Genomic DNA, 26,095 nt, shown 5'->3' on the forward strand with positions numbered 1-26,095 from the left:
GAGCGGGCGGAATCACTGGTCAATCTGTACAGTACAAACGTGATCTGACCGGTCGCTCTGTACATGGTGACCACGACCACAGGAGGGTGCCGTGCCGATCGACGAACTGGACGGCCGGCTGATCGAGCTGTTCGCGGCCGAGCCCAGGGTCGGCGTCCTGGAGGCGTCCCGGCGGCTCGGGGTGGCGCGCGGCACCGTCCAGGCGCGGCTGGACCGGCTCGCGCGGGACGGCGTCATCGCCGGCCACGGCCCGGAGATCGACCCGGCCGCGCTCGGCTACGGGGTGACGGCCTTCGTGACGCTGCAGCTGCGGCAGGCGGGCGGCCACGACCCGGTGGCGGCCCGGCTCGCCCAGGTGCCCGAGGTGATCGAGGCCCACACCATCACCGGCCCCGGCGACATGCTGTGCCGCATCGTCGCCCGCAGCAACACCGACCTCCAGCGCGTCATCGACGTGATCGTGGACGTCGCCGGCGTGGAGCGCGCCTCCTCGGTGATCTCCCTCGCCACCCAGATCCCGTACCGCACCCTCCCCCTCGTCCGCGCGGTGTCCGGTCCCGCCCGGGCGGAGGCCCCCCGGGGACGCGCGCCCGGGTAGGGGCGCACAAGCAACGACCGCCGGGCGGGATCCGCCCGGCGGTCTTCACCTCCGCAGTGTCGAGGGACGACGGCTACGCGCCGCCGTAGGGGGTGGCGTCGAGGACCTCCACGGTCATCGAGCGGCCGTTGGGGAGGTTGTAGGTGGCCTTCTCGCCGACCTTCTTGCCGTCGATGGCGGCACCGAGCGGCGACTTCGGGGAGTAGACGTCGATGGGGGCGCCGACCTCCTCGCGGGAGGCGAGCAGGAACGTCACCTCCTCGTCGTCGCCCTCGAACGAGACCGTGACGGTCATGCCGGGCCCGACGACGCCCTCCGTGCGAGGGGCCTCGCCGACGCGGGCGTTCTCCAGGATGCCCTGGAGCTGGAGGATCCGGCCCTCGATCTTGCCCTGCTCCTCCTTGGCCGCGTGGTAGCCGCCGTTCTCGCGCAGGTCGCCCTCCTCCCGCGCCGCCTCGATCTTCTGAGCGATCTCGATGCGGCCCGGGCCCGACAGGTGGTCCAGCTCAGCCTTGAGCCGGTCGTACGCCTCCTGGGTGAGCCAGGTGACGTTGTCAGCGCGGGTCTCGGTCACGGGTACTCCTCATCCACATGGTGCGATCTCACCCGCCCCCGCGGGCGGGCGTCACATCGACATGAAGTGCGGCTGGGTGAAACCTCTAGCCTATCCGGTGTGTGCGGGTAAAGGTTCCCTGAACACGGCGTCCGCAATCCGCCAAACCGTGTTCCGTCACTCACCGGGCGTATCGGTCGGCCGGTGGCGGCAGGCGTCAGACCTTGCGGCAGTCGCGGATCCTGGCCCCGGTGGCCCGCCGCGGCGTCTGCAGCGTCTCGGCCCCCTTCACGCTGGACGTCCCGGGCGGGGCGGACACCTCCTTCTGCGCGAGCACGGCGAAGTCGGTGTCGTAGGCGTCCACCGTGCAGCGCACGTCGTCGTCCTTCCCCTTGGCCACCGTGTAGTTGATCTCGACCGACGTGTCGGTGATGTCGTAGGTGACGGTCTGCGGGACGATCCCGGGCGTCTGCCCCGTGTGCGCTGCGAGGATGCCGAAGCCGGCCGCCATCACCGCCGCGAGGAGGCCGACGGCCGCCAGGCCGAGGCGGCTCCGCCGGGACTCGGCCGGAGCCGCTGGTTTCGACACGCTCGTCGTCATGGCGGGAATCCTCGTGCGGGGTTTCGGTGTTGTCAGGGACAATTCATTCTCGTCTGTCATGGCGCGTGCCTCGAACCGGGGGCCGCTCAACAGTCCGGAGAGGGAGACCCCCAAGTGTCCGAGGTCATCGACGGTACGTCCGACGTCTTCGACGGCGCGGCGCTCGAACGGCCGTGCGGCGGCGACGAGCCCCTGCGTCTCATGGCGGTGCACGCGCACCCCGACGACGAGTCCAGCAAGGGCGCGGCCACGATGGCGCGCTACGTGGCCGACGGCGTCGAGGTCCTCGTCGTCACCTGCACCGGCGGCGAGCGCGGCGACATCCTGAACCCCGCGATGGACCGCCCCGAGGTCAAGGCCGACATCGGCAAGGTCCGCGAGGCGGAGATGGCGCGGGCCCGCGAGATCCTCGGCGTCGACCAGCGCTGGCTCGGGTTCGTCGACTCGGGCTTCCCCGAGGGCGACCCGCTGCCGCCGCTGCCGGAGGGCTGCTTCGCGCTGGAGCCGCTGGAGACCGCCGCCGAGCCGCTGGTGCGCGCGGTCCGCGAGTTCCGCCCGCACGTGATGCTCACCTACGACGAGAGGGGCGGCTACCCCCACCCCGACCACGTGAAGTGCCACGAGGTGTCGGTGGAGGCGTTCGAGGCCGCGGGCGACCCGGAGCGCTACCCGGGCACGGGCGACCCCTGGCAGCCGCTGAAGCTCTACTACCACATGACCTTCAGCAAGGAGCGCATCCTCACCCTGCACGCCGCCATGGAGAAGGCCGGCCTCGAGTCGCCCTACGGCGACTGGCTGAAGCGCTTCGAGGAGGAGGGCGAGGAGCGCGCCCGGTGGGAGGTCACCACGCGGGTGCCCTGCGCCGACCACTTCGAGACCCGGGACCAGGCCCTGCTCGCCCACGCCACCCAGATCGACCCGAACGGGTTCTGGTTCGTCGTCCCGCTGGACGTCCAGCGCGAGGCATGGCCGACCGAGGACTACCATTTGGCCAGGTCCCTGGTCGACACGGAACTGCCGGAGGACGACCTGTTCGCCGGCATCCGGGAGAAGGTGTGTCTGTGATGGCTGCCGTCCACGCCATGCCGCCGAACGCCATGCCGCTGAACGACGACACGGTCAGCCCCGGCATGCTCGGCTTCGTGGTGTTCCTCCTCCTGCTGGCCGCGACGGTCCTGCTGATCCGGTCGATGGGCAAGCAGATGAAGAAGATCCAGGCGCCCCGCGAGGCGGACCTGAGGCAGCAGGAGTGGGAGCGCGCCGAGGCGGCCAAGGCGGCCAAGGCCGGCACGGCGGCCAAGGCCTCCGACGACGACGCCTGACCCGGCCGGGCCCCCGGCGCCGGTTGGGCGCCTCCTCCTCCGGGGAGGATCTTCGACGTGCGCGAGAACGCCGATGACTCCTACCGCGACCTCCCGTCCGCGGAGCTGCGCCGCGCCCTCGACCGCCATCTCGCCGGAACGACCTCCGGCGAGGGGGAGGTGGAGGCCGAGGGGCTGGTCCTGCTGGAGCGGGAACGCTGGGCGGAGGCGGCCGAGACGCTGGAGGAGGCCCTGCGCCTCGCCGAGCGGGGCGGCGACCTCCACGCGGTGCTGGCGGCGCGCCACGACCTCGCCCGGGCGCTGATCGGCGGCGGCGACCTCGACCGCGCGATCGGGCTGCTCGGCCCGCTGCCGGACGAGTTCGCCGCCCTGCCGGAGCCGGACGAGCACGCCCGCGCCCGCGCGCTGGAGAGCCTCGGCGAGGCCTACCTGCGCGCGAACCGTCCCGTCGCGGCCGTCAACTTCTTCGGCCAGGCCCTGGAGATCCTGCGCAGGCTGGGCGCGGTCGGCGGGCAGGCCGCGATGTTCGTCCACATCGCCGACGCCGCCCGCCTCCGCGGCGACGACGCGGCCGAACGCGCCGCCCTCGACCGCGCGGCGGAGCTGGTCCGCCCGGCCTGACCCCGGCCGGGCCCTACACCTTGCGGTGGTCCCAGCTCACGACCCGGTCGGGCTCCATGACGATGAGGACGCGCTTGGCCAGCGCCTGCTCGATGCCCTCGGCGATGACCGGGTCGACGGGCTCGCCCAGCTCCGGGACGGGCAGGCCAGCCATCCGGGAGCCGACGACCATGCCGACCTTGGACCGCGGCTCGGGGTCCTCGATGACCAGGCCCCGGCCGTACAGGGCGACGCCGCGCAGTTCGTTGTACTCCACGCCGTCCTCGACCAGGCATGTCATGACCGGATTGCGGCGCAGGTTGATCACTTTCTGCGAGGACTTGTACGTGGTGAAGGCGATCCTGCCCTCGTACAGCGTGTAGAACATCGTCACCAGATGGGGCTCGCCGTCCTTGCCGACGGTCGCGACCTGCACCTTGAAGTTGGCGGCCAGGTAGGCGGCCACCTCCTCGGGCGTCATCTTGATCTTGTCGCGCTTGCTACCGGCCAACGGGGCCTCCCCAGGTCGTCTGCATCGCGCACAGAATAACCAAGCGCTTGCCCGGCCCTCCGACCGGCACCATGGGGGCATGTCCGTTCGCGATCTCACCGTCCTCGGCTCCGCCAGCGCGGTGCCCACCCGGTCCCGGAACCACAACGGCTACCTGCTTCGCTGGGACGGGCACGGCGTCCTGTTCGATCCGGGGGAGGGGACGCAGCGCCAGATGACGCACGCGGGGCTCTCCGCGAACGACGTGACCTGGATCTGCGTGACGCACTTCCACGGCGACCACTGCCTCGGGGTGCCGGGGATCGTCCAGCGCATCGCCCGCGACGGCGTCGCGCACCCGGTGAACGCGGCGTTCCCGGCGAGCGGCCGACCCTACTGGGAGCGCCTGCGGAACGCGGCCGCGTTCCGCGACACCGACGTCATCCGCGAGCGGCCGGTGTCCGGCGAGCGGACGGAACTCGACACCGGCGACGCCCCGTTCAGCCTGGTCGCACGGCGGCTGTCCCACCCCGTCGAGGCGTACGGGTACCGGCTGGAGGAGCCCGACGGCGTGACGATGCTGCCGGACGAGCTCGCCGCGCGCGGCGTCAGGGGGCCGCTGATCCGCCGCCTCCAGGAGGAGGGGCGCGTCACGACGCCCGCCGGCCGCACGGTCGCGCTGGCCGAGTGCAGCGTGACCCGGCCCGGGCAGAAGGTCGCGTTCGTCATGGACACCCGGCTCTGCGACGGCGTCCGCGAACTGGCCGCCGGAGTGGACATGCTCGTCATCGAGTCCACCTTCCTGGGCGAGGACGCGGCCCTGGCCGCCGAGTACGGGCACCTGACCGCCGCCCAGGCGGGCGCGGTGGCGGCGGAGGCGGGCGTGGGGCGGCTCGTCCTGACCCACTTCTCCGAGCGCTACCCCGCCGCCGACGAGCACCGCTTCACCGACGAGGCGTCCGCCGCGTTCGGCGGCGACATCACCCTCGTCCACGATCTGGACCGGATCCCGCTGCCGCCGCGCCGTCTGACCTGACGGAAGGTGGGCAGGACCCAGGGCATGGCTGACGAAGTCGATGTCGTGGTGATCGGTCTCGGGCCCGGCGGCGAGGACGCCGCGGGCAGGCTCGCCGAGGCGGGCCTGTCGGTCGTCGGCGTCGAGTCGCGGCTGGTCGGAGGGGAGTGCCCCTTCTACGCCTGCGTCCCCACCAAGATGATGGTGCGCGCCGCCGGGCTGGTCGCCGAGGCCGGGCGCGTCCCCGGCATGGCGGGCGGGGCGTCCGTCCGGCCCGACTGGGGGCCGGTGGCCGCCCGGATCCGCGACGAGGCGACCGACGGGTGGGACGACACGGCCGCCGCCGACCGGCTCACCGGCAAGGGCGTGCGGCTGGTGCGCGGCCAGGGCCGCATCACCGGTCCCCGCGAGGTGACCGTGGGCGACCAGGTCTTCAACGCCCGGCGCGGCATCGTGCTCAACACCGGCACCTCGCCCACGGCCCCGCCCGTGGACGGCCTCGCCGGCACCCCGTACTGGACGAACCGCGAGGCCGTCCAGGCGACGGAGGTCCCCGAATCGCTCCTCGTCCTCGGCGGCGGCGTGGTCGGCGTCGAGACGGCACAGGTCTTCTCCCGCTTCGACAGCCGCGTCACGGTCGTCGAGGCGGCCGACCGCCTCCTCGTCAACGACGAGCCGGAGTCCGGCGCCCTGCTGCGCGAGGTCTTCGAACGCGAGGGCATCGGCGTGCGCACCGGCGTGAACGTCACCCGCGTCACCCACGACGGGTCCGAGTTCACGATGCACCTCGGCGACGAGACGCTCAGCGCCGACCGCCTCCTCGTCGCGACCGGGCGCCGCCCCAACCTCCGGGGGCTCGGCCTCGGCGCCGTCGGCCTGGACGAGAACGCCCGCCGGATCGCCGTGGACGGCCGCATGCGCGCGGCCGACGGCGTGTGGGCGATCGGCGACATCACCGGCATGGGCGCGTTCACGCACGTCTCGATGTACCAGGCGGCCGTGGCGGTCCGGGACCTCCTCGGGGAGGAGGGGCCGCCCGCCGCCTACCGCGCCGTGCCGCGCGTCACCTTCACCGACCCCGAGATCGCGTCCGTCGGCCTCACCGAGGCCCAGGCCCGCGACCAGAACCTCCCCGTCCGCACGGCCGTCGTGCCGATCGCCGAGTCGACCCGCGGCTGGATCCACAAGGCCGGCAACGACGGCTTCGTCAAGCTGGTCGAGGACGTCGAGTGGGGCACCCTGGTCGGCGCCACCGCCGCGGGGCCGTCCGGAGGGGAGGTCCTCGGCTTCCTGGCCGTGGCCGTCCACACCGAGACCCCCACCGCCGCCCTCCGCGAGATGATCTACGCCTATCCCACCTTCCACCGCACCGTCGAGTCCGCCCTCGCCGATCTCGCCGCGCAGGCGCGAGGGGGAGTGAGGCGGCGGCCGGATCGGGCAGGATCGGGGGCATGAACCGGCTCAAGGACGCGACCAGCCCGTACCTGCTCCAGCACGCCGGCAACCCGGTGGAGTGGTGGGAGTGGACCGGGGAGGCGTTCGCCGAGGCGCGGCGGCGCGACGTCCCCGTCCTGCTCTCCGTCGGATACGCCGCCTGCCACTGGTGCCATGTCATGGCGCACGAGTCCTTCGAGGACGGCGAGACGGCGCGGGCGATGAACGAGCTGTTCGTGAACATCAAGGTCGACCGGGAGGAGCGCCCGGACATCGACGCCGTCTACATGGAGGCGACCCAGGCCATGACGGGCCAGGGCGGCTGGCCGATGACGGTGTTCATGACTCCGGAGGGGCATCCGTTCTACTGCGGGACGTACTTCCCGCGGGCGCAGTTCCGGGCGCTGCTCCAGGCCGTCCACAAGGCGTGGACGGAGCAGCGCGCCGACGTCGCCCAGCAGGGCCAGCAGGTCGTGGAGGCCCTGACCTCGCGCGGGTCGGGCCTCGCCGGGACGGAGGCGCCCGGCGACGCGGTGCTCGCGCACGCGGTGAAGGTGCTCGCGGGCTCCTACGACGCGGTGCGCGGCGGGTTCGGCGGCGCCCCGAAGTTCCCGCCGTCGATGGCGCTGGAGTTCCTGCTGCGCCACCACGCGCGCACGGGCGACGACGAGTCGCTGGCGATGGCGTCCCGCACGCTGGAGGCGATGGCCCGCGGCGGGATGTACGACCAGCTCGGCGGCGGGTTCGCGCGGTACTCGGTGGACGCGCGGTGGATCGTGCCGCACTTCGAGAAGATGCTCTACGACAACGCTCTGCTGGCCCGCGTCTACGCGCACTGGTGGCGGCTGACGGGGACGCCGTTCGCGCGGCGGGTCGCGCTGGAGACCTGCGACTGGATGCTGCGCGACCTGCGCACCGACCAGGGCGGCCTCGCCTCGGCGCTGGACGCCGACAGCGAGGGCGTCGAGGGCAGGTACTACGTGTGGACGCCCGAGCAGCTGCGGGAGGTCCTCGGAGACGAGGACGGCGCGTTCGCGGAGACCCTGTTCGAGGTGACGGGGACGTTCGAGCACGGCGCCTCCGTCCTCCAGCTCCTGAGCGATCCCGAGGACGCCGGGCGGTACGAGCGCGTGCGCACCGCGTTGCTCGCGGCGCGCGCGCAGCGGATCCCGCCGGCCCGGGACGACAAGGTGGTGGCGGCGTGGAACGGGCTCGCCGTCGCGGCGCTGGCGGAGTGCGGCGCGCTGTTCGACCGGCCGGACCTGGTCCGGGCGGCCGAGGAGGTCGCGCGCCTGCTGGTGGAGGTCCATCTGCGGGACGGCCGGCTGGCGCGCACGTCCAAGGACGGGACGGCGGGCGCGAACGCCGGCGTCCTGGAGGACTACGCCGACGTGGCCGAGGGCCTGCTCGCCCTGCACGCCGTCACCGGCGACCCCCGCCACGTGCGGCTGGCCGGTGAGCTGCTGAACACCGTCCTCGAACGGTTCGCCGACGGGTCCGGCGGCTTCTACGACACGGCCGACGACGCCGAGCGGCTGTTCCGGCGACCGCAGGACCCGACCGACAACGCGACGCCGTCGGGGCAGTTCGCGGCGGCGGGGGCGCTGCTGTCGTTCGCCGCGCTGACCGGGTCGGACTGGCACCGGCAGGCGGCGCAGGACGCGCTGGCGCCCGCCGGGGCGCTGGCGGACAAGCACGCGCGGTTCGCGGGCTGGGGCCTCGCCGTGGCCGAGGCCCTCGCGACCGGTCCGGTCGAGATCGCGGTGATCGGCGATCCGGACGACGCGCGCACCCGCGCGCTGCACCGGACGGCCCTCATGGCGGTGGCCCCGGGCGCGGTGGTCAGCGCCGGCCCGCCGGACGCCGAGGGCGTGCCCCTGCTGGAGGGGCGGGGCCTGGTGGAGGGGGAGCCCGCGGCGTACGTCTGCCGGGGGTTCGTCTGCCGGCTGCCCGTGACGACCCAGGCCGAGCTGAACCGCGAACTACGTGGGCAATTGGACTGACGATCCACTTTATGGGAACGTGACCTTGATCTCAGCTGGCCGGGCTGTTACTACTGAGTAACTGGGGCGTTCCTGACCTAACGAGGTGGAGCGGCCGAGGGTGTCATCAGGCCCCCCGGGTATCTGGACGATGGCCGACCATCTGGGTCATAGTCGTGTCCGGTGCACGGTCAGGAGCCGGCGCAGGGCGACCATCGAGGGAGCGTGGCAGTGGGAAAGCCGAACCGCCGGGTGCTACCGACGATCATCGGCGTCTCCGTGCTGACGACGCTCGCCGCCAACACCGCCGTCCTCGTCGCGCGCGACGACGGCCCGGCGGACGCGCCGCGCGGCGAGCAGCGCGCCCGGTTCGTGGCCGCGTCCGGCAGCACCGGCCTGTCGCCCGCGGCGGTCGCGCCGCTCGGCAAGCGGCTCGTCCCGCACGTCCTCGTCGCGGCGCCGTCCACCCTTCCGGCCGACTTCGTCCAGAAGGTCCGCGGCGCCAAGGGCGTGAAGGGCGTCGAGGTCGTCGACGCCGTGCAGGGCATGGTCGCCGGCAAGCGCGTGGGGCTGATGGGCGTCGACCCGTCCACGTTCCGCAACTACACGCCGAAGCCGACCGCCAAGTCGGACGCGCTCTGGCGCAACGTCGCCTCCGGCGACGTCGCCATCTCCTTCACGATGGGCAGCGACGGCGGCGTCAAGCTCGGCAGCCAGGTGCCCGTCGGCGGCAGGCAGCACCAGTCGCAGCTGCGGGTGGGCGCGTACGCGACGATGGGCATCAGCGACGTCGACGCGGTCGTCTCGCACGCCACCGCGCAGGCCCTCGGGCTGCCGACCGGCAACGCGATGCTGGTCAGCGTCCCGAAGACGGCGCCGAAGACGTTCATCAAGAAGCTGCGCAAGGCGCTGCCGAAGGGCGCCAGGGCCGTCGCGGTCAACCCGGAGATCGACTTCCCGAAGTCCGGGAACGTGCCGGCCGCCAACGGCCAGGTCATGACGGCCGGCCAGGTCCGGACGGTGATCAAGGCGGCCTACACCCGGCTCGGCTGGCCGTACGTGTGGGGCGGCGAGTCCGAGGCCGAGGGCGGCTACGACTGCTCCGGCCTGATGCAGTACGCGTTCGCCAAGGCGGGCATCCGGCTCCCGCGCGTCGCCGCCGACCAGGCCCGCGCCGGCTGGGTCGTCCCCTACAGCAAGGCCGAGCCGGGCGACATGCTCATCTGGGCCAACGACCCGACCGCTCCCGGCTACATCTCGCACATCGCCCTCTACCTGGGCCAGGGCAAGATGCTGGCCGCCCCGCGGACGGGCACGGTGGTGCAGATCCAGAACGTCTACACCCGCAACATGCGCGGCGCCGTCCGCGTCAGCCCGAAGACGGCCGCCGCGCTGGCGCGCTGACCCGCCCGGCGCGGGCGCCGGGTCACAGCGGGCAGCCGCGGGCCAGGAACTCCAGGTTGCGGTCGACGAGCTCGGGAAGCTCCTCGGTCGTCGCGCGCCCGTCCATCCACTGGTACATGGCCGCCTGGAGCACGCCGAGGACGGCCCAGGCGAACGTCTCCACGTCCGGGTCGTCGGGGCGCCGCCCGGTCCGGTGGCCGACGACATCGGTCAGCATGGCGAACGTGCCCTCGCGGAGCGCCTCGAACGTGCGGGCGCGCAGCGCCGGGACCTGGGAGGTGAGCCGCAGCCGGGCGTTGACCACGTCCAGGTCGGTCTCGTACATCAGCGGGAGCATCTCGCGGAGCGTGGCGCGCAGCGCCTCGATGGGGGGCAGCCCGGCCGGCTGGCCCCGCATGACCTCCGCCATGATCGGGTCGTACTCGTCGGTGACGACCACGTCCTCCTTGGTGGGGAAGTAGCGGAAGAACGTGCTCGGCGAGATCTCGGCCGCCGCCGCGATCTGCTCCACGGTCGTCTCGTCGTAGCCCCGCTCGCCGAACAGGCGGAGGGCGTGGTCCTGGATCGCCCGGCGCGTCCGCAGCTTCTTGCGCTCCCGCAGCGGCAGCCGGGAGAGCCGGTCCTCCAGCCGGTCGACGGCGTGCTCACGGGACGGCGTGCTCATGCCCCGATTCTCGTGCATCGGCGGAGGGGGCCGCATCCTCCCGGACCCGGCCGGGCTGGAAGAGCCACAGGAGCAGGGCCGCCGCGACCGCGGCGGCGCCGCACGCGGCGAACACCGCGTCCATGCCGTGGACGTAGGCGCCGCGGGCCGAGGCGAGCAGGCCGGCGTCGCCCAGCCGTCCGGCGACGGCGACGGCGCCGCCGATGGAGTCGCGCGCCGTGCCCGCCGACTCGGGCGGCAGCCCGCCGGTGGGCACGCGGTCCCGGTAGAGCGCCGACAGCAGGCTGCCGAGCCCCGCGACGCCGAGCGTCCCGGCCGTCTGGCGCAGCGTCTGGACGAGGCCCGAGCCGCGTCCCGCCCGGGCGGCGGGCAGGGCGGCGAGGACCGCGTCCATCGCCGGGACGAGCGTCAGGCCGCAGCCGAGGCCGAGGACGAGCAGCCACGGGACGGTCGCGGAGTAGGCGTCGCCAGGCCCGGTGAGCGCGCCCCACCCGAAGCCGGCCGCGAGCACGAGCAGTCCGGTGACGAGGATCGGCTTGTGCCCGGCCCGGTGCGCGACACGGTCGGTGACGATTCCGCCGGCGAGCAGGCCGAGCAGCATCGGCGTCAGCCGCAGCCCGGTGCCGAACACGTCGTTGCCCTGGACGGCCTCCAGATACTGCGGGAGGACGAACAGCGCCCCCGCCATCATCAGGTTCGCGGTGACGGCGGCGACCACCGCCCAGGTGAAGCGGGGGTCGCGGAACAGCGCCATGTCCATCATGGGCGCGGCGGCCCGCCGCTCCCACAGGACGAACCCGGCCAGCAGGACGGCCGCGGCCGCGAACGACGCCAGCACCACCGCGTCGCCCCAGCCCCGCACCGGGGCCTCGATGACCCCGTACACGAGCGCGACCACGCCGGCCGCCGACAGCAGCGAACCGGCCGCGTCGATCCGCGGCGCGGACGGGTCCCGCGTCTCGGGCAGCAGCAGCGCCACCGCGACGCCGCCGACGAGCACGAGCGGCACGTTGACGAGGAAGACCGACCCCCACCAGAAGTTCTCCAGCAGCCAGCCGCCGAGCAGCGGTCCGAGCGGCAGCCCGAGCGCCATCGCCGACGACCAGACCGCGACGGCGCGGGTGCGCTCCTCCGGCGGGAAGATCGCGGGCAGCATCGACATGGACAGCGGCGTCACGATCGCCGCGCCGAGCCCCATGAACGCCCGGGCCGCGACGACGCCGCCGGAGCCGTCCGCGAACGCCCCGGCGAGCGAGGCGGCGCCGAAGACGGCGAGGCCGGCCACCAGCAGCCACTTGCGGCCGAACCGGTCGCCGAGCAGCCCGGCCGGGAGCAGCAGCGCCCCGAAAACCAGCAGGTAGGAGTCCACGATCCACTGCAGTGCGCTGGTGCCCGCGTGCAGCTCCTCCGACAGCGTGGTCAGCGCCACGTTGAGGATCGTCATGTCGAACCCGAGCGCCAGCATGCTCAGCGCCAAAGCACCCAACCCCAGCCAGCGCCGCGTGTGCCCCACCGTCATGACCGCCACCTCCGAATGACTGTCGCTCTAAAATGAAAGTAACTATCAAATGGGGGTCGTTGTCAATCGATGCGGAGGCTGGCGCATCCGCCGAGGAGCGATGTAATTTTGATTACATGAATACGAGTGAAGCGGTGGAGCAGCTGCGCGGCTGGTTCACCGGACGGCTCCCCGAGGAGTGGTTCGAGGGCGCGCCCGAGGTCGTCGTCGACCGCGAGGAGGTCGCGGTCGTCGGCACGCTGCCCGTCCCGGCCGCGGCGGCCGAGGCGTCCGGCGCCGAGCGCGCGGGCGTCGTCGCCGGGCACGTCCAGCGCTTCCGCGACGACACCCGCGACCGGCGGATCGCCATCGCCCGGGAGGCCGAGCAGCGCTTCGGCCGCAAGGTCTCCTGGGGCGTGGAGTGCGACGGCGAGCGGGAGATGTTCACCACCCTGTCGGTGCCGGTGATGACGCGGCTGCGGCAGCCCGAGCGCCGCGTCCTCGACACGCTCGTGGACGCCGGAGTCGCCCGCAGCCGCAGCGACGCGCTCGCCTGGTGCGTAAGGCTCGTCGGCAAGAACACCGACGAGTGGCTGTCGGAGCTGCGCAGCGCCCTGCAGCACGTCGAGCGCGCCCGCGCCGCGGGCCCGCGGGCCTGACCGTCCGGCCGGGCGGGACCGGCGCGGCCATTACCCGATCCGAATGATCACTAGGTGTGATCATGGTGCCGACCTCCTCTACTGTGCCTGGATAGCGGGCCGGACGGGCGGGAGGTGCACGGGATGCTGGGGCTGCGCTGCCTGGACGGGTCCGCGCTCGCGGTGGTCCCGATCGCCTCCCTCGACCGCGGCGGCACCCCGTTCGAGGTCACGCTCGAACTGTGGCGGGACGGCGACTCGTTCGGGGCGGTGGGGGAGCGCTGCGGCTACTTCCTGGCCGGTCTCGCCGCCCGGGTCGCCGCCGCGCGGGCCGACGGGTCCCCGCAGGCGGCGCGCTGGCCCGACCCCGACGACCGCTTCCCCGACCCCGTCCCCGGCGACACCGCCCGCGAGCCCGAGCTGTTCGCGTTCCGGTACCGCGACCGCGGCGACGTGATCAGCACCGGCGAGCTGCGGTGCTCCCTGCGCACGTCCTCGATGTGGGTCGGCCGCCAGCAGTCCGCGGCGGGGCGGTGGCGGGTCGCGCGGCGCGCCGTGATCGAGGCGTGGGGGGCGAGCGGGCGCGGCGTGCGCGCCGTCCTCACATCGGCCGAACTGGCGCGTTTTCTCGCCGACCTGCTCGCGGAGGCGGACCGGGCCAGAGCAGGCCATCCGCCCCGCCAGGCGCCTCCCGCGCGTTAGCCTGGCCTCACGGGGCCGGTGGGAGAAGTGTCGCCGTCGGGCCATAATTGAGCGACTTTCCGCCAGGGTCGGTCGCTCGAAGGGAAGCCCATATGCGGGTTCGGCGTACGGGAGAGCCGCGCACCAGGAGGCCGCGCGGCGCGCGGAGGGACGGCGTGCGCCGGCGCCCCTCCGAGGGAGGGCGGCTGATCTCGGCCCTCCGCCGCAGCGGCCCGTACGCGGCCGTCCGCGACGCCGTCTACCGGATGTACGAGCGGCGCGTCGAGGCCGAGCTGCCCACCGACGTCACCCCCCGGCACGTCGGCGTGATCCTGGACGGCAACCGGCGTTGGGCCAGGTCGATGGGGCTGGCCGACGTCAACACCGGACACCAGCGCGGCGCCCAGAAGATCTCCGAGCTGCTCCAGTGGAGCGCCGAGGCCGGCGTCGAGCACGTCACGCTGTGGCTGCTGTCGACCGACAACCTCAACCGGCCCGCCGCCGAGCTGGAACCGCTGCTGGCGATCATCGAGAACACCGTCCGCAAGCTCGCCGCCGACGGCTGGCACGTCAAGCCCGTCGGCGCCCTCGACCTGCTGCCCGATAAGACGGCCCGCGTTCTGAAAGATGCGGGAGAGGCCACATCGAGCGCACCCGGCCTGATTGTGAACGTCGCGGTTGGGTATGGAGGTAGGCGTGAGATCGCTGATGCGGTGCGCTCTCTGCTCATCGAGCAGGCGAGTCGTGGCACCAGCATCGAGGAACTCGCCGAGGTCCTCGACGTGGAGCACATCGCGGAGCATCTCTATACGCGCGGCCAGCCGGATCCGGACCTGGTCATCCGCACCTCGGGGGAGCAGCGTCTCTCCGGCTTCATGCTCTGGCAGAGCGCCCATTCGGAGTTCTACTTCTGCGAGGTCCATTGGCCGGACTTCCGCAAGGTGGACTTCCTCCGGGCCATCCGCTCCTATGCCGCGCGGCACCGGCGCTACGGTACCTGACCGTCCCCTGAGGACCACCGCCCGTGCGCGGGCGGACCTGCGCGCCACCGGCAGTTCCCCCATATCCAGGGAGATCGAGTGGCCACAACCTCCGCGCGCCGTCCCGGCACGTCCGCCGGGATCCCGTCCGGGACCTCCGTTCCCGGTATCTCCGGGGGGAGTGGGGGGTCGTCCCCCCACAATGAACCGGAGACCTCTGGAGACCGCGGGGGCGCCGCTCCCGGCAGAGAACCGGACCGGCGCACGTACGTCCTCGACACCAGCGTGCTGCTCGCCGATCCGGGGGCGATGACGCGGTTCGCCGAGCACGAGGTCGTACTCCCCATCGTCGTCATCTCCGAACTGGAGGCCAAGCGGCACCACCCCGAGCTCGGCTACTTCGCCCGGCAGGCGCTGCGCACGCTGGACGACCTGCGCCTGCGGCACGGCCGGCTGGACGAGCCCGTCTCGGTCGAGGGGACGCTCGGCGACCAGGGCGGAACGCTCCGCGTCGAGCTGAACCACGCCGACCCGAGCGTCCTGCCGGACGGGTTCCGGCTCGGCGACAACGACACCCGGATCCTGTCGGTGGCCGCCTGGCTGGCCCGTGAGGGACGCGACGTCGTGCTGGTCTCCAAGGACCTGCCGATGCGGGTGAAGGCGTCCGCGGTGGGGCTCGCCGCCGAGGAGTACCGCGCGGAGCTGGCCGTCGTGGAGTCCGGCTGGACCGGGATGCGCGAGCTGGAGGTCACCGCCGGGGCCGTCGAGGAGCTGTACGAGTCGGGGAGCGCCGATCTGGAGGAGGCGCGGGACCTGCCCTGCCACACGGGGCTGCGGCTGCTGTCCGAGCGCGGCTCGGCCCTCGGCCGCGTCCAGCCGGACAAGTCGGTGCGGCTGGTGCGCGGCGACCGCGAGGTGTTCGGGCTGCGCGGGCGGTCCGCCGAGCAGCGGATCGCTCTGGACCTGCTGATGGACGAGGAGGTCGGCATCGTCTCGCTCGGCGGGCGGGCCGGCACCGGCAAGTCGGCGCTCGCCCTCTGCGCGGGGCTGGAGGCCGTGCTGGAGCGGCGGCGGCACCGCAAGGTCGTGGTGTTCCGCCCCCTGTACGCGGTCGGCGGCCAGGAGCTCGGTTACCTGCCGGGCTCGGAGGGCGAGAAGATGTCGCCGTGGGCGCAGGCGGTCTACGACACCCTCTCGGCGGTGACGACGCCGGAGGTCGTGGACGAGGTGGTGGACCGTGACATGTTGGAGGTCCTGCCGCTCACCCACATCCGGGGCCGGTCGCTGCACGACGCGTTCGTGATCGTGGACGAGGCGCAGTCGCTGGAGCGCGGCGTGCTGCTCACCGTCCTGTCGCGGATCGGCGCTGGGTCGCGGGTCGTGCTGACCCACGACGTGGCGCAGCGCGACAACCTGCGCGTCGGCAGGCACGACGGCGTCGCGGCCGTGGTGGAGCGCCTGAAGGGCCACCCGCTGTTCGCGCACGTGACGCTGACCAGGTCGGAGCGCTCGCCGATCGCGGCGCTCGTGACCGACATGCTCGGCGACGTCGGGGTCTGACCCGGACGAGAGAGGACCCCGGCGGACCGGTGACGGCCGCCGGGGTCCTCGCGTCTCAGAACGCCGTCGGCATTCCTACGGACGGTGATCATTAAACCCCGCAGGGTAGGAATGTGGCGAAGGTCACACTCCCTCTGATCTGAGGGGAGAATCGCAGGTCCGTCCCTGTTTTCGGCACTTGCTGGGCTGGGTTGACAACCGTCCTATCAGCCGCATTCGTCTCGTTTTGGTTGCGAAGCAGCCCTCGGCCTGGGGCATTGTGTCTCCCCGTAAGCACCCCCAGAGCGGTGCCGGCCCGGAGCGCGCCCCCCATCGACGCGCGCGGCGGGCGGGGCGCCGTCCCGGGTCCGAGGCCGCCGGAGCACCGGCGGCAGTCCCGGACCGGGGTGGAAAACAGTTCGTGCGCGTGTCCATGCGCGTGCGACCGTCGGAAGGACCGCCTTGTTCGGAGACCGTTCCGGGTCCCCTAGGCGAGACGATCGACAGAGCTCCGGCCCGGCGCAGCCGCCCGGCCCCTCCGCCGAGGGGCCCGAGGCGCCGCACGAGGACGACGTGCGCGTCGCCGGCACCGGCCCCCGCGCGGGCGTCCCCGCGGGGGACACGCTCGGACTCCAGCCCCTCCAGGAGCCGCTGCGCACCGGCGTCTCCACCGGCGGCCCCGGCGACGAGATCTCCTTCGGGCCGGGCGGACCCCGCCGCGCCGGCCGCAAGGGCGGTTCCGGCGCCCGCAAGGGCGGTTCCGCCGGGCGCAAGGAGGCCTCCGGCGGGCGCAACGGCGTGCGGATCGCGGTGGTCGCCGCGGGCGCCGCCGTCCTGCTCGGCGGCGGCGCGGTCGCCGCGTTCGCGCTGACCGGCGGCTCCGGCGACGAGGGCCCCCAGACCGTCGAGCCCACCAGGCAGCTCGCCGACGCCGCCGTGCCGAAGATCGATCCGAAGGTCCTGGAGCAGCAGCGCAAGAAGCTGGCGCTGGAGCGGGCCTCCCGCGCGACGCGCCAGGACGGGGGCAAGAAGGGCCCCTCCCTGCTCCCCAAGGGCAAGCCGCTCCCGACCAAGACGCCGGAGGAGAAGAAGACCGGCGGCAGCGGGGGCGGCCCGACGGGCGACCCGGTCCCCGCCGGCGAGGCGCAGGCGATCGCCAAGAGGCTGATGCCGAGCTACGGCTTCACCGGCAGCGGCCAGTTCGGCTGCCTGGTCAACCTGTGGAACAAGGAAAGCCACTGGAACGTCCACGCGGCCAACCCCTCGTCGGGCGCGTACGGCATTCCGCAGGCCCTGCCCGGCTCCAAGATGGGCAGCGCCGGTCCCGACTGGCAGAACAACGCCACCACCCAGATCAAGTGGGGGCTCGGCTACATCAAGAACCGCTACGGCACGCCGTGCGGCGCGTGGTCGCACTCGCAGTCCGTCGGCTGGTACTGATCCGGCCCGGCGCGTCCCGGACGCCCTGCGCGGCGCCTGGGACGCGCAGAGGCGTCCGGGGCGGGCGCCGCCCGCCTCAGCGGCGGGCCGCGCCGGTCATCCGCAGCACGTCGAGCGCCTCGTCCAGCTGCTCGACGGTCAGCCTGCCCGCCTCGACGTGACCGCGCTCCAGCACGACCTCGCGGATCGTCCGGCGCTCCCGGAGCGCCTGCTTGGCGACCTTCGCGGCCTCCTCGTACCCGATGTAGCGGTTCAGCGGCGTCACGATCGACGGTGAGGACTCGGCGTACTCGCGCATCCGCTCCTCGTCGGCCTCGACGCCGTCCACGCAGCGGTCGGCCAGCAGCCGGGACGCGTTCGCCAGCAGAGTGATCGACTCCAGCACGTTGCGGGCCAGCATCGGCAGCATCACGTTCAGCTCGAAGCTGCCGGACGCGCCGCCGAACGCCACCGCCGCGTCGTTGCCGATGACCTGCGCGGCGACCTGCGCCACCGCCTCGGGGATCACCGGGTTGACCTTCCCGGGCATGATCGACGAGCCCGGCTGCAGGTCGGGCAGCCGGATCTCGGCGAGCCCGGCCCGCGGCCCCGACCCCATCCAGCGCAGATCGTTGGCGATCTTGGTGAGGCTCACCGCGATCGTGCGCAGCGCGCCGCTGGCCTCCACCAGGCCGTCGCGCGCGCCCTGCGCCTCGAAGTGGTCGCGGGCCTCGGTGAGCGGCAGCCCGGTGGCCCGCGCGATCTCGGCGACGGCGCGGGCGGCGAAGCCCTCGGGGGTGTTGATGCCGGTGCCGACGGCCGTCCCGCCGAGCGGGAGCTCCGCCAGCCGCGGCAGCACGGCCTCCAGCCGCTCCACGCCGTGCCCGGCCTGCGCGGCGTACCCCCCGAACTCCTGCCCGAGCGTCACCGGCGTCGCGTCCATCAGGTGGGTGCGGCCGGACTTGACGACGGTCGCGAACTCCTCGGCCTTGCGGGCGAGCGCCGCCTCCAGATGCCGCAGCGCGGGGATCAGCTCGTTCACGACGGCCCCGGTGGCCGCGATGTGGATGGACGAGGGGAACACGTCGTTGGACGACTGGGAGGCGTTCACGTGGTCGTTGGGATGGACGGGGCGGCCGAGCCGCTCCTGCGCCAGCGTCGCCACGACCTCGTTGGCGTTCATGTTGGACGACGTCCCCGAGCCGGTCTGGAACACGTCGATCGGGAACTGGTCGTTCCAGCGCCCGTCGGCGACCTCGCGGGCGGCCTCGGCGACGGCGCCGGCGAGGTCCTCGTCGAGGACCCCCAGTTCGGCGTTGACGACCGCCGCGGCGGCCTTGATCTGGCCGAGCGCGGCGATGTGCGCGGGCTCCAGCGTCCGTCCGGAGATCGGGAAGTTCTCCACCGCGCGCTGCGTCTGGGCCCGCCACTTGGCCGCGGCCGGCACCCGGACCTCGCCCATCGAGTCGTGCTCGACCCGGAACTCCTGCTCGCCCATGGAACGCCTCCCACTCGACCTCGGCGGCCGCCGTCGTCAGTCGCCGCCTGAAGGGGCCAGCCCCGTCGGTGGGTCACGCATTCCCGCGTGAGGCGCGGATCACTCCTTGTTCAGCGTGTAGTTCTGCCGCTCGCCCGGCTTGCCCGCCGGCTTCTGCCGCCCGTTCACCCAGACGTCGCACGCGGACGCGTCGTAGACGACCGCGTTGATGCGCGGCTGGTCGTACCGGCGCGCCTCGCCCATGCGCAGCGTCTCGTCGCTGAGCACCGTCATCGCGGCCCCCGGGACCGACACGAAGATCTTGCAGGAGTCGGTGCGGGCCCGGACGACCAGCGTGCTGGTCGCGGCGCCGGGCGGCGCGGCGGCCTGGGTGGTGCCCGCCGGGGTGGACGCGGCGGCGGTGGGGGAGGGGCCGGGGCTCTCCCGCATCATGCCGACGATGAGGGCGGTGGCGCCGATGCCGCAGGAGGCGACGGTCGCGCCGATGAGGCCGATCACGACCATCAGCCGGTAGCGGGGGGTCGGCGCGCGGCGTCCCGAGCGCGGGCCCGCCATGGCCCGTTCGAGCCGGTCGACCGCGCGGGCGTGGCTGAGCCGCCGGGTCGGGTTCTTCTCCAGCAGGCCGGTGATGACGGGCGCGAGCGCGCCGGCGTTCTGCGGGGCGGGGGTCGACTCGTTGGCCAGCGCCGACAGCGTCGCCATGACGTTCTCGCGCTCGAACGGCGGGCGGCCCTCCAGCGCCGCGTACAGCGTCGCGCCGAGCGACCACAGGTCGGACCGCGGGGTCGCCTTCTCCCCGGCGGCGACCTCGGGCGCCACGTACGCGGGCGACCCCATGAAGTGGCCCGTCGCGGTGAGGCTCGCCGAACCCGAGGAGAACGCGAGCCCGAAGTCGGTGAGGACGACGCGGTCGCCGTCCAGGAGCACGTTGCTCGGCTTCAGGTCGCGGTGCACGATCCCGGCCTTGTGCGCGGTGTTGAGGGCGTCCAGCAGGGCGCGGCCGATGTGCCCGACGCGCTCGGGCGGCAGCGGGCCCGAGCGCTCGATGAGCTGTTCGAGGCTGGGCGCCTCGATCATCTCCATCACGATCCAGGGACGGCCCTGCTCGATGACCACGTCGTAGACCTCGACGATGGAGTGCGTGCGCAGCTGCGCGGGCGCGCGCGCCTCCCGGAGGGTACGGCGGTAGAAGAGCACCCGGTCGTCCTCGGCGAGGTTGTCGGGGATCCGCAGTTCCTTGATCGCGACAGCGCGGTCGAGGAGCTCGTCGTGCCCCCTCCACACGGTGCCGTTGGCGCCCTGACCTATCTCCGAGACCAGCCGGTAGCGCGTCGCTAGCACGAGGCGCTCTGACTGTGACATGGCGGAAAAGATACCGGAGTAGCCAGCCGGTCATCGGGGAGACTTCATCACCAACGCGAATTTTGGCCCAATACTGTGACCTTGAGACAAGAAACCGCGGGGGACCGCCTCCCGCGGCCCCGGGCGGGGCCGCCGGCCGCTGCCGGGGTCAGCGCCTGCCGATGCTGAGGACGGGCCCGGTGGTGTCGGCGAAGAAGTCCTCGCCCTTGTCGTCCACCACGATGAAGGCCGGGAAGTCCTCGACCTCGATCTTCCAGACGGCCTCCATGCCGAGCTCCGGGTACTCCAGGACCTCGACCTTCTTGATGCAGTCCTGGGCGAGCCGCGCCGCCGGGCCGCCGATCGAGCCGAGGTAGAAGCCGCCGTGCTCCTTGCAGGCGTCCGTGACCTGCTTGGACCGGTTGCCCTTGGCCAGCATGACCAGGGAGCCGCCCGCCGCCTGGAACTGCTCGACGTAGGAGTCCATCCGGCCGGCCGTGGTCGGGCCGAACGAGCCCGACGCGTAGCCCTCGGGCGTCTTGGCCGGGCCCGCGTAGTAGACGGCGTGGTCGCGCAGGTACTGCGGCATCGGCTCGCCCGCGTCCAGCCGCTCCTTGATCTTGGCGTGCGCGATGTCGCGCGCCACGACGAGCGGGCCGGTCAGCGACAGCCGCGTCCGGACCGGGTACCGGGTGAGCTCGGCGCGGATCTCCGCCATCGGGCGGTTCAGGTCGATGGCGACGACGTCGTCGTCCAGGTGCTCGTCGGTGGTGTCGGGCAGGTACTGGGCGGGGTCGGTCTCCAGCCGCTCCAGGAACACGCCCTCCGCGGTGATCTTGGCGAGGGCCTGCCGGTCGGCGCTGCACGAGACGGCGATCGCGACCGGGCAGGACGCGCCGTGCCGCGGCAGCCGGATCACCCGCACGTCGTGGCAGAAGTACTTGCCGCCGAACTGCGCCCCGATCCCGAGCTTCTGCGTCAGCTCGAACACCTGGAGCTCCAGCTCCAGGTCGCGGAACCCGTGCCCGAGCGGCGAGCCCTCGGTGGGCATCGCGTCCAGGTAGTGGGCCGAGGCGTACTTGGCGGTCTTCAGCGCGTACTCGGCGGACGTGCCGCCCACGACGATCGCCAGGTGGTACGGCGGGCACGCGGCCGTGCCGAGCGAGCGGATCTTCTCCTCCAGGAAGGACATCATCCGCTTGGGGTTCAGGACGGCCTTGGTCTCCTGGAACAGGAACGACTTGTTGGCGCTGCCGCCGCCCTTGGCCATGAACAGGAACTTGTAGGCGTCGCCGGGCGTCGCGTACAGCTCGATCTGCGCGGGCAGGTTGGAGCCGGTGTTCTTCTCGTCCCACATCGTCACCGGCGCCATCTGCGAGTAGCGCAGGTTCAGCTTCGTGTAGGCGTCGTACACCCCGCGGGAGATGTGCCTCTCGTCGTCGCCGTCCGTCAGGACGTGCTGGCCGCGCTTGCCCATGACGATCGCGGTGCCGGTGTCCTGGCACATCGGCAGGACGCCGCCGGACGCGATGCCCGCGTTCTTCAGGAGGTCCAGCGCGACGAACCGGTCGTTGGGGGACGCCTCGGGGTCGTCCAGGATCCGGCGGAGCTGCGCCAGGTGCGCCGGACGCAGCAGGTGGGCGATGTCGCGCATGGCGGTCTCGGTGAGCAGCCGCAGGGCCTCCGGCTCGACCTGCAGGAACGTCCGCCCGTTCGCTTCGAACGTCGAGACCCCGCCCGAGGTCAGGAGCCGGTAGTCGGTCTCGTCCGGGCCGAGCGGAAGCAGGTCGGTGTAGGAGAAGTCAGGCATCTCAGGCAGATCCTCGCGCGATTCCGATGGGGGCCGCCTCACAGGTTACGGGCTCGGCGGGCGCGGGCCCACGGGGGGCGACCCGGGCGCGCAGGCCCACCACGACGCCCGCGGCGACCAGGGCGGCGCCCGCCAGATCGGCCGGCCCCGGCCGGTCGATGCCGAGCACGACGGTCGTGACCACCGCGCTGATCGGGATCAGGCCCGCGCACAGCCCGGCGCGGTCGGCCCCGAGCCGCCCGATCGCGTCGTACCAGAGCAGGAACGCGATCGTGGTGACGACGATCGACAGGTAGGCGAAGCCGGCCAGCTCGCCGGCGGTCGGGACGCGCAGCAGCGCCGTCCCGTCCGCGACCAGGCCGGCCGCCAGCAGCATCGGGACGGCCAGCGCGGCGGAGTAGGCGGAGACCCGCAGCGGCCCGAGGCGCGGCAGCAGGGGCACGGCCAGCAGCGAGAAGCCCACCTCCCCGGCGAGGGCGCCGAGCGAGAACAGCAGCCCGCGGACGCCGCCGCCCCCGAAGCCGTTCGCGAGCGCCGCCCCCGCCGCCACCACGCAGGCCGCCGCGATGATCGCCGGGGCGGGGCGGCGGCCGTCCAGCAGCGGCCCGACCACCGCCAGCACGATCGGGACCGTCGCGATCACCGTGCCGACGGTGGCCGGGCTCGTGTCCCGGGTGGCCAGCACGACGCAGACGTTGAACGCGACCAGTCCCGTCGCCGCCAGCGCCGTCAGCAGCAGCCAGTCGCGGGCGGAGGGCCGGCGGGCGGGCCCTCCGGCGAGGCGCGCCACGCCGAGCAGGACCAGCGCGGCCGCGGCGTACCGGGCCGCCTGGCCGCCGAAGACGGGATAGCCGGAGATGGTCGCCGAGACGGCGGTCAGCGTGCCGACGAGGGACATCGCGGCCCCGGCCCCCGCCATGCCGCGCCTGTGGGAGGTGTTCATGCACTGAACGCTAGGGCGCGGTTGGTCCATCGGACAGAGCCAATCAATCCCCCTGAACGGGGACCAATAACCTCTCCGTGACGTCCACACCGCCCCCTGACGCTGAGAGTCATGTGACCGACCTTCATCTTTCTCTCGACCGGTCCGCCGGGCGGCTGGCCGCGCAGATCGCCGCGGGCTTCCGCGCGGCGGTGCGCTCCGGCCGGCTGACCGCCGGGACCCGGCTGCCGTCGAGCCGTGATCTGGCCCGTGACCTGGACGTCTCCCGCGGTGTCGTCGTCACCGCCTACGAGCAGCTCACCGCCGAGGGCTTCCTGATCGCCCGGCGCGGCGACGGCACCCGCATCGCGCCGCTGGCCCGCCCCGACGAGGAGATCGGACCGCCGGCCCGGCCGCCGGCCCGGCCGGCCGAGCCCCGGACGGAACCGGCCGTCCTGTACGACCTGACGCCGGGACAGCCCGACCTCGCGGCGTTCCCCCGCGAGCGCTGGATCGCCGCCGCCCGCACCGCGCTGCGCACGCTGCCGCACGACGCGCTCGCCTACCCCGACCCGGCCGGCGTCCCGGACCTGCGGGCCGAGCTCGCGTCCTACCTCGGCCGGGTGCGCGCCGCGCACGCCGACCCCGGTCGGATCGTGATCATGAACGGGGTGGCGCAGGGCCTGTCGGGCCTGCTCGGCCAGCTGCTCGCCGACGGCCACACCGCGCTCGCCGTCGAGGACCCCACCAGCGTCCGGCAGCTGCCGATGCTGGCCGCCGCCGGGGTCCGCCTCGTCCGCGTCCCGGTGGACGAGGAGGGCCTGGACGTCGCGGCGCTCGCCCGCACCCAGGCCCGCGCCGTGCTCGTGACGCCCGCGCACCAGTACCCGACCGGCGTCGTGCTGTCCCCGGCGCGCCGCGCCGCGCTGATCGCCTGGGCGCGCGACGTGGACGGCGTGATCCTGGAGGACGACTACGACGCCGAGTTCCGCTACGACCGCGACCCCGTCGGCTGCCTCCAGGGCGTCGACCCCGACCGGGTCGTCCTCCTCGGCTCGGTCAGCAAGTCGCTCGCCCCCGCCCTGCGCCTGGGCTGGGCCCTCGCGCCGCCGTTCCTCGCCGAGGGCCTGCGGGAGCACCGCACCAACACCGACCTCGGCGCGCCCGTCCTGGAGCAGTACGCGCTGACCGAGTTCCTGCGCGGCGGGGGCTACGACCGGCATCTGCGCACCATGCGGAGGCGGTACCGGGCCCGGCGGGACGCCCTCGCCGGCGCGCTCGCCGAGAACCTGCCCGGCGCCAGGGTTCACGGCGTCTCAGCGGGCATCCACCTCTATGTGGAACTGCCGGGCGGGTGCGACGAGGACGGGGTCGTGGAGCGCGCCGCGCGGGCCGGGGTGTCGGTCGCGGGCGCCCGCGCCATGTGGTCGCCGCGCCGCGCCGAGGAGGCGCCCCCCGCGCTCGTCCTGGGCTACGCGGGTCTCCCGGAGCCGCGCCTGGTCAAAGCCGCGCAACTGCTGGGTCAAGCGGTTGCTCACGGTGATGGAGGGTAGGAACAGCATCCCCGGTGTAGGAGGTATGCATGAGTCTGGAAGAGGCCGCGCGGCAGTTGAAGATGGCCGGCCACGACGCGCAGGTGGCCTTCGACTGTGTCGGTCTGGGCGACCTCGAACGGGCGCAGGAGCACGCCGTGACGCTCCGGGCCGCGGCCGACGCCGCCGAAGTGGCGCTCAGCCAAGCCCTGAAGGACATGTCTCCCGAGGAGGCTCAGACGGAAGGCGAGCGCGCCGTCACGGCCTTGGCCGAAGACGCGTGACCAGTGTCAGCCCAGGGGCCGCCCCCCTGGGCTGACGCGGTGTGACTAGGCCATGGGGCGTTCCATGGCGGGGGCGTCGGGGCGGGCGCCCTCGACCGGGTCCGGGGCGAAGCCCTTCGCGGTGGCGAAGACGACCAGGATCAGGGCCGTCGGGACGATGAAGGCGATGCGCAGGCCGTGGTCGGTGCTGAGCGGCGCGATGGCCCCGACCACGGCGGCGCCGAGGACGAAGCCGACGTAGTTGAAGATGTTGACCCGGGCGACGGCGACGCCGAGGCCGGTCGGGTCGACGCGTCCGGCGGCGGAGAAGGACACCGGGGCGATCACGCTCAGGCCGAGCCCGGCGAGCGCGAACGCGGCGATGGCGACGGCCGCGTTGGGCGCGGCGACCACCCCGGCCATGCCGAGGATGCCGACCAGTCCGCCGATCCGCACCACCCTGACGGCGCCCGAGCGGCGGACGGCGAGGTCGGCGACGGCGCGGCTGACGACCATGGTGACCTGGTAGGCGACGTAGCCGAGGGGGGCGACCCAGTCGCTCGCGGACAGCTCGTCGTCCAGGTACTTGGCGCCGTAGCTGGAGATCGCCGAGTCGGCCAGGTAGGCGACGGCCATCGCGGCGCCCACGACCAGGATCGGGCGCCACGGGACGCTGCGCCCGGCCGCCTTCAGCTCCTCGGCGGTGGGGCCGTCCCCCTCCTCCGCGCGGCGGTAGAGGCGGCCGGCGGTGGCGAGCGAGGCGGCGACGCCGACGGCGGCGGCGATCGCGAAGCCGGCGAACAGCGACAGGTCCACCTTGTTGGCGAGGGACGCCCACAGGCCGCCGAGGATCCCCGCGACGCTCCACACCGCGTAGAACCCGGTGATCAGGCTGATCCCGTACCGGCGCTCGACGGCGATCGCCTGGGCGTTCATCGAGGCGTCCACCGCGCCGACGAACAGGCCGAAGGCGGCGACGGTCACGTAGAGGGCCAGGTCGTTGTCGCCGGTGAGGCCGATCAGGGCGATCGTGACGGCCACGGCGGGCTGGGAGACGCGCAGCACCGGGGCGCTGCCGAGCCGCTGGAACAGCGCGCCGGACGCGACGCTCCCCACGCCCGCGACCAGCGGCACCATGAGCAGCACCAGCGACAGCGTGGCATCGCTGAGGTGGTGCGACTCCTGCATCTTCGGTACCTGCGTCACCAGCGAGGCGAAGCAGAGCCCCTGGACGGCGAACGCCGTGTACGCGGCGAACCGGGCCCGGCGGTCCCGGGCGGTGGTGCCCTCGCTCATGCGCCCCGACCTCTC

At 73.3% G+C, this 26,095-nt stretch carries 25 protein-coding genes; 15 read left to right on the plus strand and 10 right to left on the minus strand.

Translation table 11 applies throughout. The features are described from left to right. Positions 1 to 91 precede the first annotated feature (91 nt). Positions 92 to 598 carry an Lrp/AsnC family transcriptional regulator gene (locus AB0K37_RS07200; protein ID WP_345176931.1) on the plus strand — a complete coding sequence of 169 codons (507 nt, stop codon included), beginning with the start codon at positions 92 to 94 and terminating at the stop codon, positions 596 to 598. A 73-nt stretch (positions 599 to 671) separates the two neighbouring features. On the opposite strand, the gene greA is transcribed toward AB0K37_RS07200, so the two are convergent. After that, positions 672 to 1,172, minus strand: a complete 501-nt coding sequence (greA, locus tag AB0K37_RS07205) for a transcription elongation factor GreA (RefSeq protein ID WP_179843970.1) — start codon at positions 1,170 to 1,172, stop codon at positions 672 to 674. A gap of 196 nt (positions 1,173 to 1,368) precedes the next feature. Next, positions 1,369 to 1,752, minus strand: coding sequence for a DUF4307 domain-containing protein (locus tag AB0K37_RS07210; protein WP_363976136.1), 384 nt, complete (start codon positions 1,750 to 1,752; stop codon positions 1,369 to 1,371). 201 nt (positions 1,753 to 1,953) lie between these two features. On the opposite strand from AB0K37_RS07210, the gene mca reads away from it, so the two are divergent. Genes mca through AB0K37_RS07225 form a run of 3 tightly spaced genes read left to right on the plus strand, consistent with a single transcriptional unit; the run spans position 1,954 to position 3,695 of the window. After that, positions 1,954 to 2,817 carry a mycothiol conjugate amidase Mca gene (gene mca, locus AB0K37_RS07215; RefSeq protein WP_363976247.1) on the plus strand — a complete coding sequence of 288 codons (864 nt, stop codon included), beginning with the start codon at positions 1,954 to 1,956 and terminating at the stop codon, positions 2,815 to 2,817. Then, positions 2,817 to 3,074 carry a hypothetical protein gene (locus AB0K37_RS07220; protein WP_363976139.1) on the plus strand — a complete coding sequence of 86 codons (258 nt, stop codon included), beginning with the start codon at positions 2,817 to 2,819 and terminating at the stop codon, positions 3,072 to 3,074. Before mca ends, AB0K37_RS07220 begins: the two co-directional genes overlap by 1 nt. Positions 3,075 to 3,131: 57 nt before the next feature. After that, positions 3,132 to 3,695 (plus strand): tetratricopeptide repeat protein, encoded by a 564-nt coding sequence (locus AB0K37_RS07225; RefSeq protein ID WP_363976141.1) that lies wholly within the window; start codon positions 3,132 to 3,134, stop codon positions 3,693 to 3,695. A gap of 13 nt (positions 3,696 to 3,708) precedes the next feature. Here AB0K37_RS07225 and AB0K37_RS07230 read toward each other — a convergent pair whose 3' ends face one another. Continuing rightward, positions 3,709 to 4,185, minus strand: a complete 477-nt coding sequence (locus AB0K37_RS07230) for a pyridoxamine 5'-phosphate oxidase family protein (RefSeq protein ID WP_363976144.1) — start codon at positions 4,183 to 4,185, stop codon at positions 3,709 to 3,711. Between the two features lie 79 nt (positions 4,186 to 4,264). On the opposite strand from AB0K37_RS07230, the gene AB0K37_RS07235 reads away from it, so the two are divergent. The 4 genes from AB0K37_RS07235 to AB0K37_RS07250 all read left to right on the plus strand — a co-directional run bounded on the left by AB0K37_RS07235 (position 4,265) and on the right by AB0K37_RS07250 (position 9,999). Further along, on the plus strand, positions 4,265 to 5,200 hold the full coding sequence (locus AB0K37_RS07235) for a ribonuclease Z (protein ID WP_363976147.1): 936 nt from the start codon (positions 4,265 to 4,267) through the stop codon (positions 5,198 to 5,200). Between the two features lie 24 nt (positions 5,201 to 5,224). Further along, entirely contained in the window at positions 5,225 to 6,634 is a 1,410-nt protein-coding gene (locus AB0K37_RS07240; protein ID WP_363976150.1) for an NAD(P)/FAD-dependent oxidoreductase, read from the plus strand. Then, positions 6,631 to 8,616 carry a thioredoxin domain-containing protein gene (locus tag AB0K37_RS07245; protein WP_363976152.1) on the plus strand — a complete coding sequence of 662 codons (1,986 nt, stop codon included), beginning with the start codon at positions 6,631 to 6,633 and terminating at the stop codon, positions 8,614 to 8,616. Before AB0K37_RS07240 ends, AB0K37_RS07245 begins: the two co-directional genes overlap by 4 nt. A gap of 210 nt (positions 8,617 to 8,826) precedes the next feature. Further along, a complete protein-coding gene (locus AB0K37_RS07250) occupies positions 8,827 to 9,999 on the plus strand; it encodes a C40 family peptidase (RefSeq protein WP_363976155.1) in 1,173 nt (390 codons plus the stop codon). 22 nt (positions 10,000 to 10,021) lie between these two features. Here the strand turns inward: AB0K37_RS07250 and AB0K37_RS07255 are convergent, their stop codons facing one another. Both AB0K37_RS07255 and AB0K37_RS07260 read right to left on the minus strand, forming a co-directional pair. Next, positions 10,022 to 10,663 (minus strand): TetR family transcriptional regulator, encoded by a 642-nt coding sequence (locus AB0K37_RS07255; protein WP_363976158.1) that lies wholly within the window; start codon positions 10,661 to 10,663, stop codon positions 10,022 to 10,024. Then, positions 10,644 to 12,182 (minus strand): DHA2 family efflux MFS transporter permease subunit, encoded by a 1,539-nt coding sequence (locus AB0K37_RS07260; RefSeq protein ID WP_363976161.1) that lies wholly within the window; start codon positions 12,180 to 12,182, stop codon positions 10,644 to 10,646. The genes AB0K37_RS07255 and AB0K37_RS07260 overlap by 20 nt, the downstream gene beginning before the upstream one ends. Before the next feature lie 116 nt (positions 12,183 to 12,298). On the opposite strand from AB0K37_RS07260, the gene AB0K37_RS07265 reads away from it, so the two are divergent. The 5 genes from AB0K37_RS07265 to AB0K37_RS07285 all read left to right on the plus strand — a co-directional run bounded on the left by AB0K37_RS07265 (position 12,299) and on the right by AB0K37_RS07285 (position 17,439). Continuing rightward, a complete protein-coding gene (locus AB0K37_RS07265; RefSeq protein WP_363976164.1) occupies positions 12,299 to 12,820 on the plus strand; it encodes a hypothetical protein in 522 nt (173 codons plus the stop codon). Positions 12,821 to 12,943: 123 nt separating this feature from the next. Next, positions 12,944 to 13,501 (plus strand): hypothetical protein, encoded by a 558-nt coding sequence (locus AB0K37_RS07270; protein ID WP_363976167.1) that lies wholly within the window; start codon positions 12,944 to 12,946, stop codon positions 13,499 to 13,501. Between the two features lie 155 nt (positions 13,502 to 13,656). Further along, the gene (locus tag AB0K37_RS07275; RefSeq protein ID WP_363976170.1) at positions 13,657 to 14,481 is read left to right on the plus strand and encodes an isoprenyl transferase; all 825 of its coding nucleotides are present in this window, start codon (positions 13,657 to 13,659) and stop codon (positions 14,479 to 14,481) included. 78 nt (positions 14,482 to 14,559) lie between these two features. Next, positions 14,560 to 16,020, plus strand: coding sequence for a PhoH family protein (locus AB0K37_RS07280; RefSeq protein ID WP_363976172.1), 1,461 nt, complete (start codon positions 14,560 to 14,562; stop codon positions 16,018 to 16,020). 552 nt (positions 16,021 to 16,572) lie between these two features. After that, the gene (locus AB0K37_RS07285; protein WP_363976175.1) at positions 16,573 to 17,439 is read left to right on the plus strand and encodes a lytic transglycosylase domain-containing protein; all 867 of its coding nucleotides are present in this window, start codon (positions 16,573 to 16,575) and stop codon (positions 17,437 to 17,439) included. A 76-nt stretch (positions 17,440 to 17,515) separates the two neighbouring features. On the opposite strand, the gene AB0K37_RS07290 is transcribed toward AB0K37_RS07285, so the two are convergent. From AB0K37_RS07290 to AB0K37_RS07305, 4 genes are all read right to left on the minus strand, one after another. Next, the gene (locus AB0K37_RS07290) at positions 17,516 to 18,916 is read right to left on the minus strand and encodes a class II fumarate hydratase (RefSeq protein WP_363976178.1); all 1,401 of its coding nucleotides are present in this window, start codon (positions 18,914 to 18,916) and stop codon (positions 17,516 to 17,518) included. A gap of 99 nt (positions 18,917 to 19,015) precedes the next feature. Continuing rightward, positions 19,016 to 20,278, minus strand: a complete 1,263-nt coding sequence (locus AB0K37_RS07295; RefSeq protein WP_363976181.1) for a serine/threonine-protein kinase — start codon at positions 20,276 to 20,278, stop codon at positions 19,016 to 19,018. A 148-nt stretch (positions 20,279 to 20,426) separates the two neighbouring features. Next, positions 20,427 to 22,067 (minus strand): fumarate hydratase, encoded by a 1,641-nt coding sequence (locus tag AB0K37_RS07300; protein ID WP_363976184.1) that lies wholly within the window; start codon positions 22,065 to 22,067, stop codon positions 20,427 to 20,429. A 1-nt stretch (position 22,068) separates the two neighbouring features. Continuing rightward, positions 22,069 to 23,010 carry a DMT family transporter gene (locus tag AB0K37_RS07305; protein WP_363976187.1) on the minus strand — a complete coding sequence of 314 codons (942 nt, stop codon included), beginning with the start codon at positions 23,008 to 23,010 and terminating at the stop codon, positions 22,069 to 22,071. 113 nt (positions 23,011 to 23,123) lie between these two features. On the opposite strand from AB0K37_RS07305, the gene AB0K37_RS07310 reads away from it, so the two are divergent. Together AB0K37_RS07310 and AB0K37_RS07315 are read left to right on the plus strand one after the other, a co-directional pair. Continuing rightward, positions 23,124 to 24,542 (plus strand): PLP-dependent aminotransferase family protein, encoded by a 1,419-nt coding sequence (locus AB0K37_RS07310; protein WP_363976189.1) that lies wholly within the window; start codon positions 23,124 to 23,126, stop codon positions 24,540 to 24,542. A gap of 29 nt (positions 24,543 to 24,571) precedes the next feature. Further along, positions 24,572 to 24,805 carry a hypothetical protein gene (locus AB0K37_RS07315; protein WP_345176975.1) on the plus strand — a complete coding sequence of 78 codons (234 nt, stop codon included), beginning with the start codon at positions 24,572 to 24,574 and terminating at the stop codon, positions 24,803 to 24,805. A gap of 45 nt (positions 24,806 to 24,850) precedes the next feature. Here the strand turns inward: AB0K37_RS07315 and AB0K37_RS07320 are convergent, their stop codons facing one another. After that, on the minus strand, positions 24,851 to 26,080 hold the full coding sequence (locus tag AB0K37_RS07320) for an MFS transporter (RefSeq protein WP_363976192.1): 1,230 nt from the start codon (positions 26,078 to 26,080) through the stop codon (positions 24,851 to 24,853). Between the last annotated feature and the right edge of the window lie 15 nt (positions 26,081 to 26,095).

The organism is Actinomadura sp. NPDC049753 (assembly GCF_040674655.1).
GTDB lineage: Bacteria > Actinomycetota > Actinomycetes > Streptosporangiales > Streptosporangiaceae > Spirillospora > Spirillospora verrucosospora.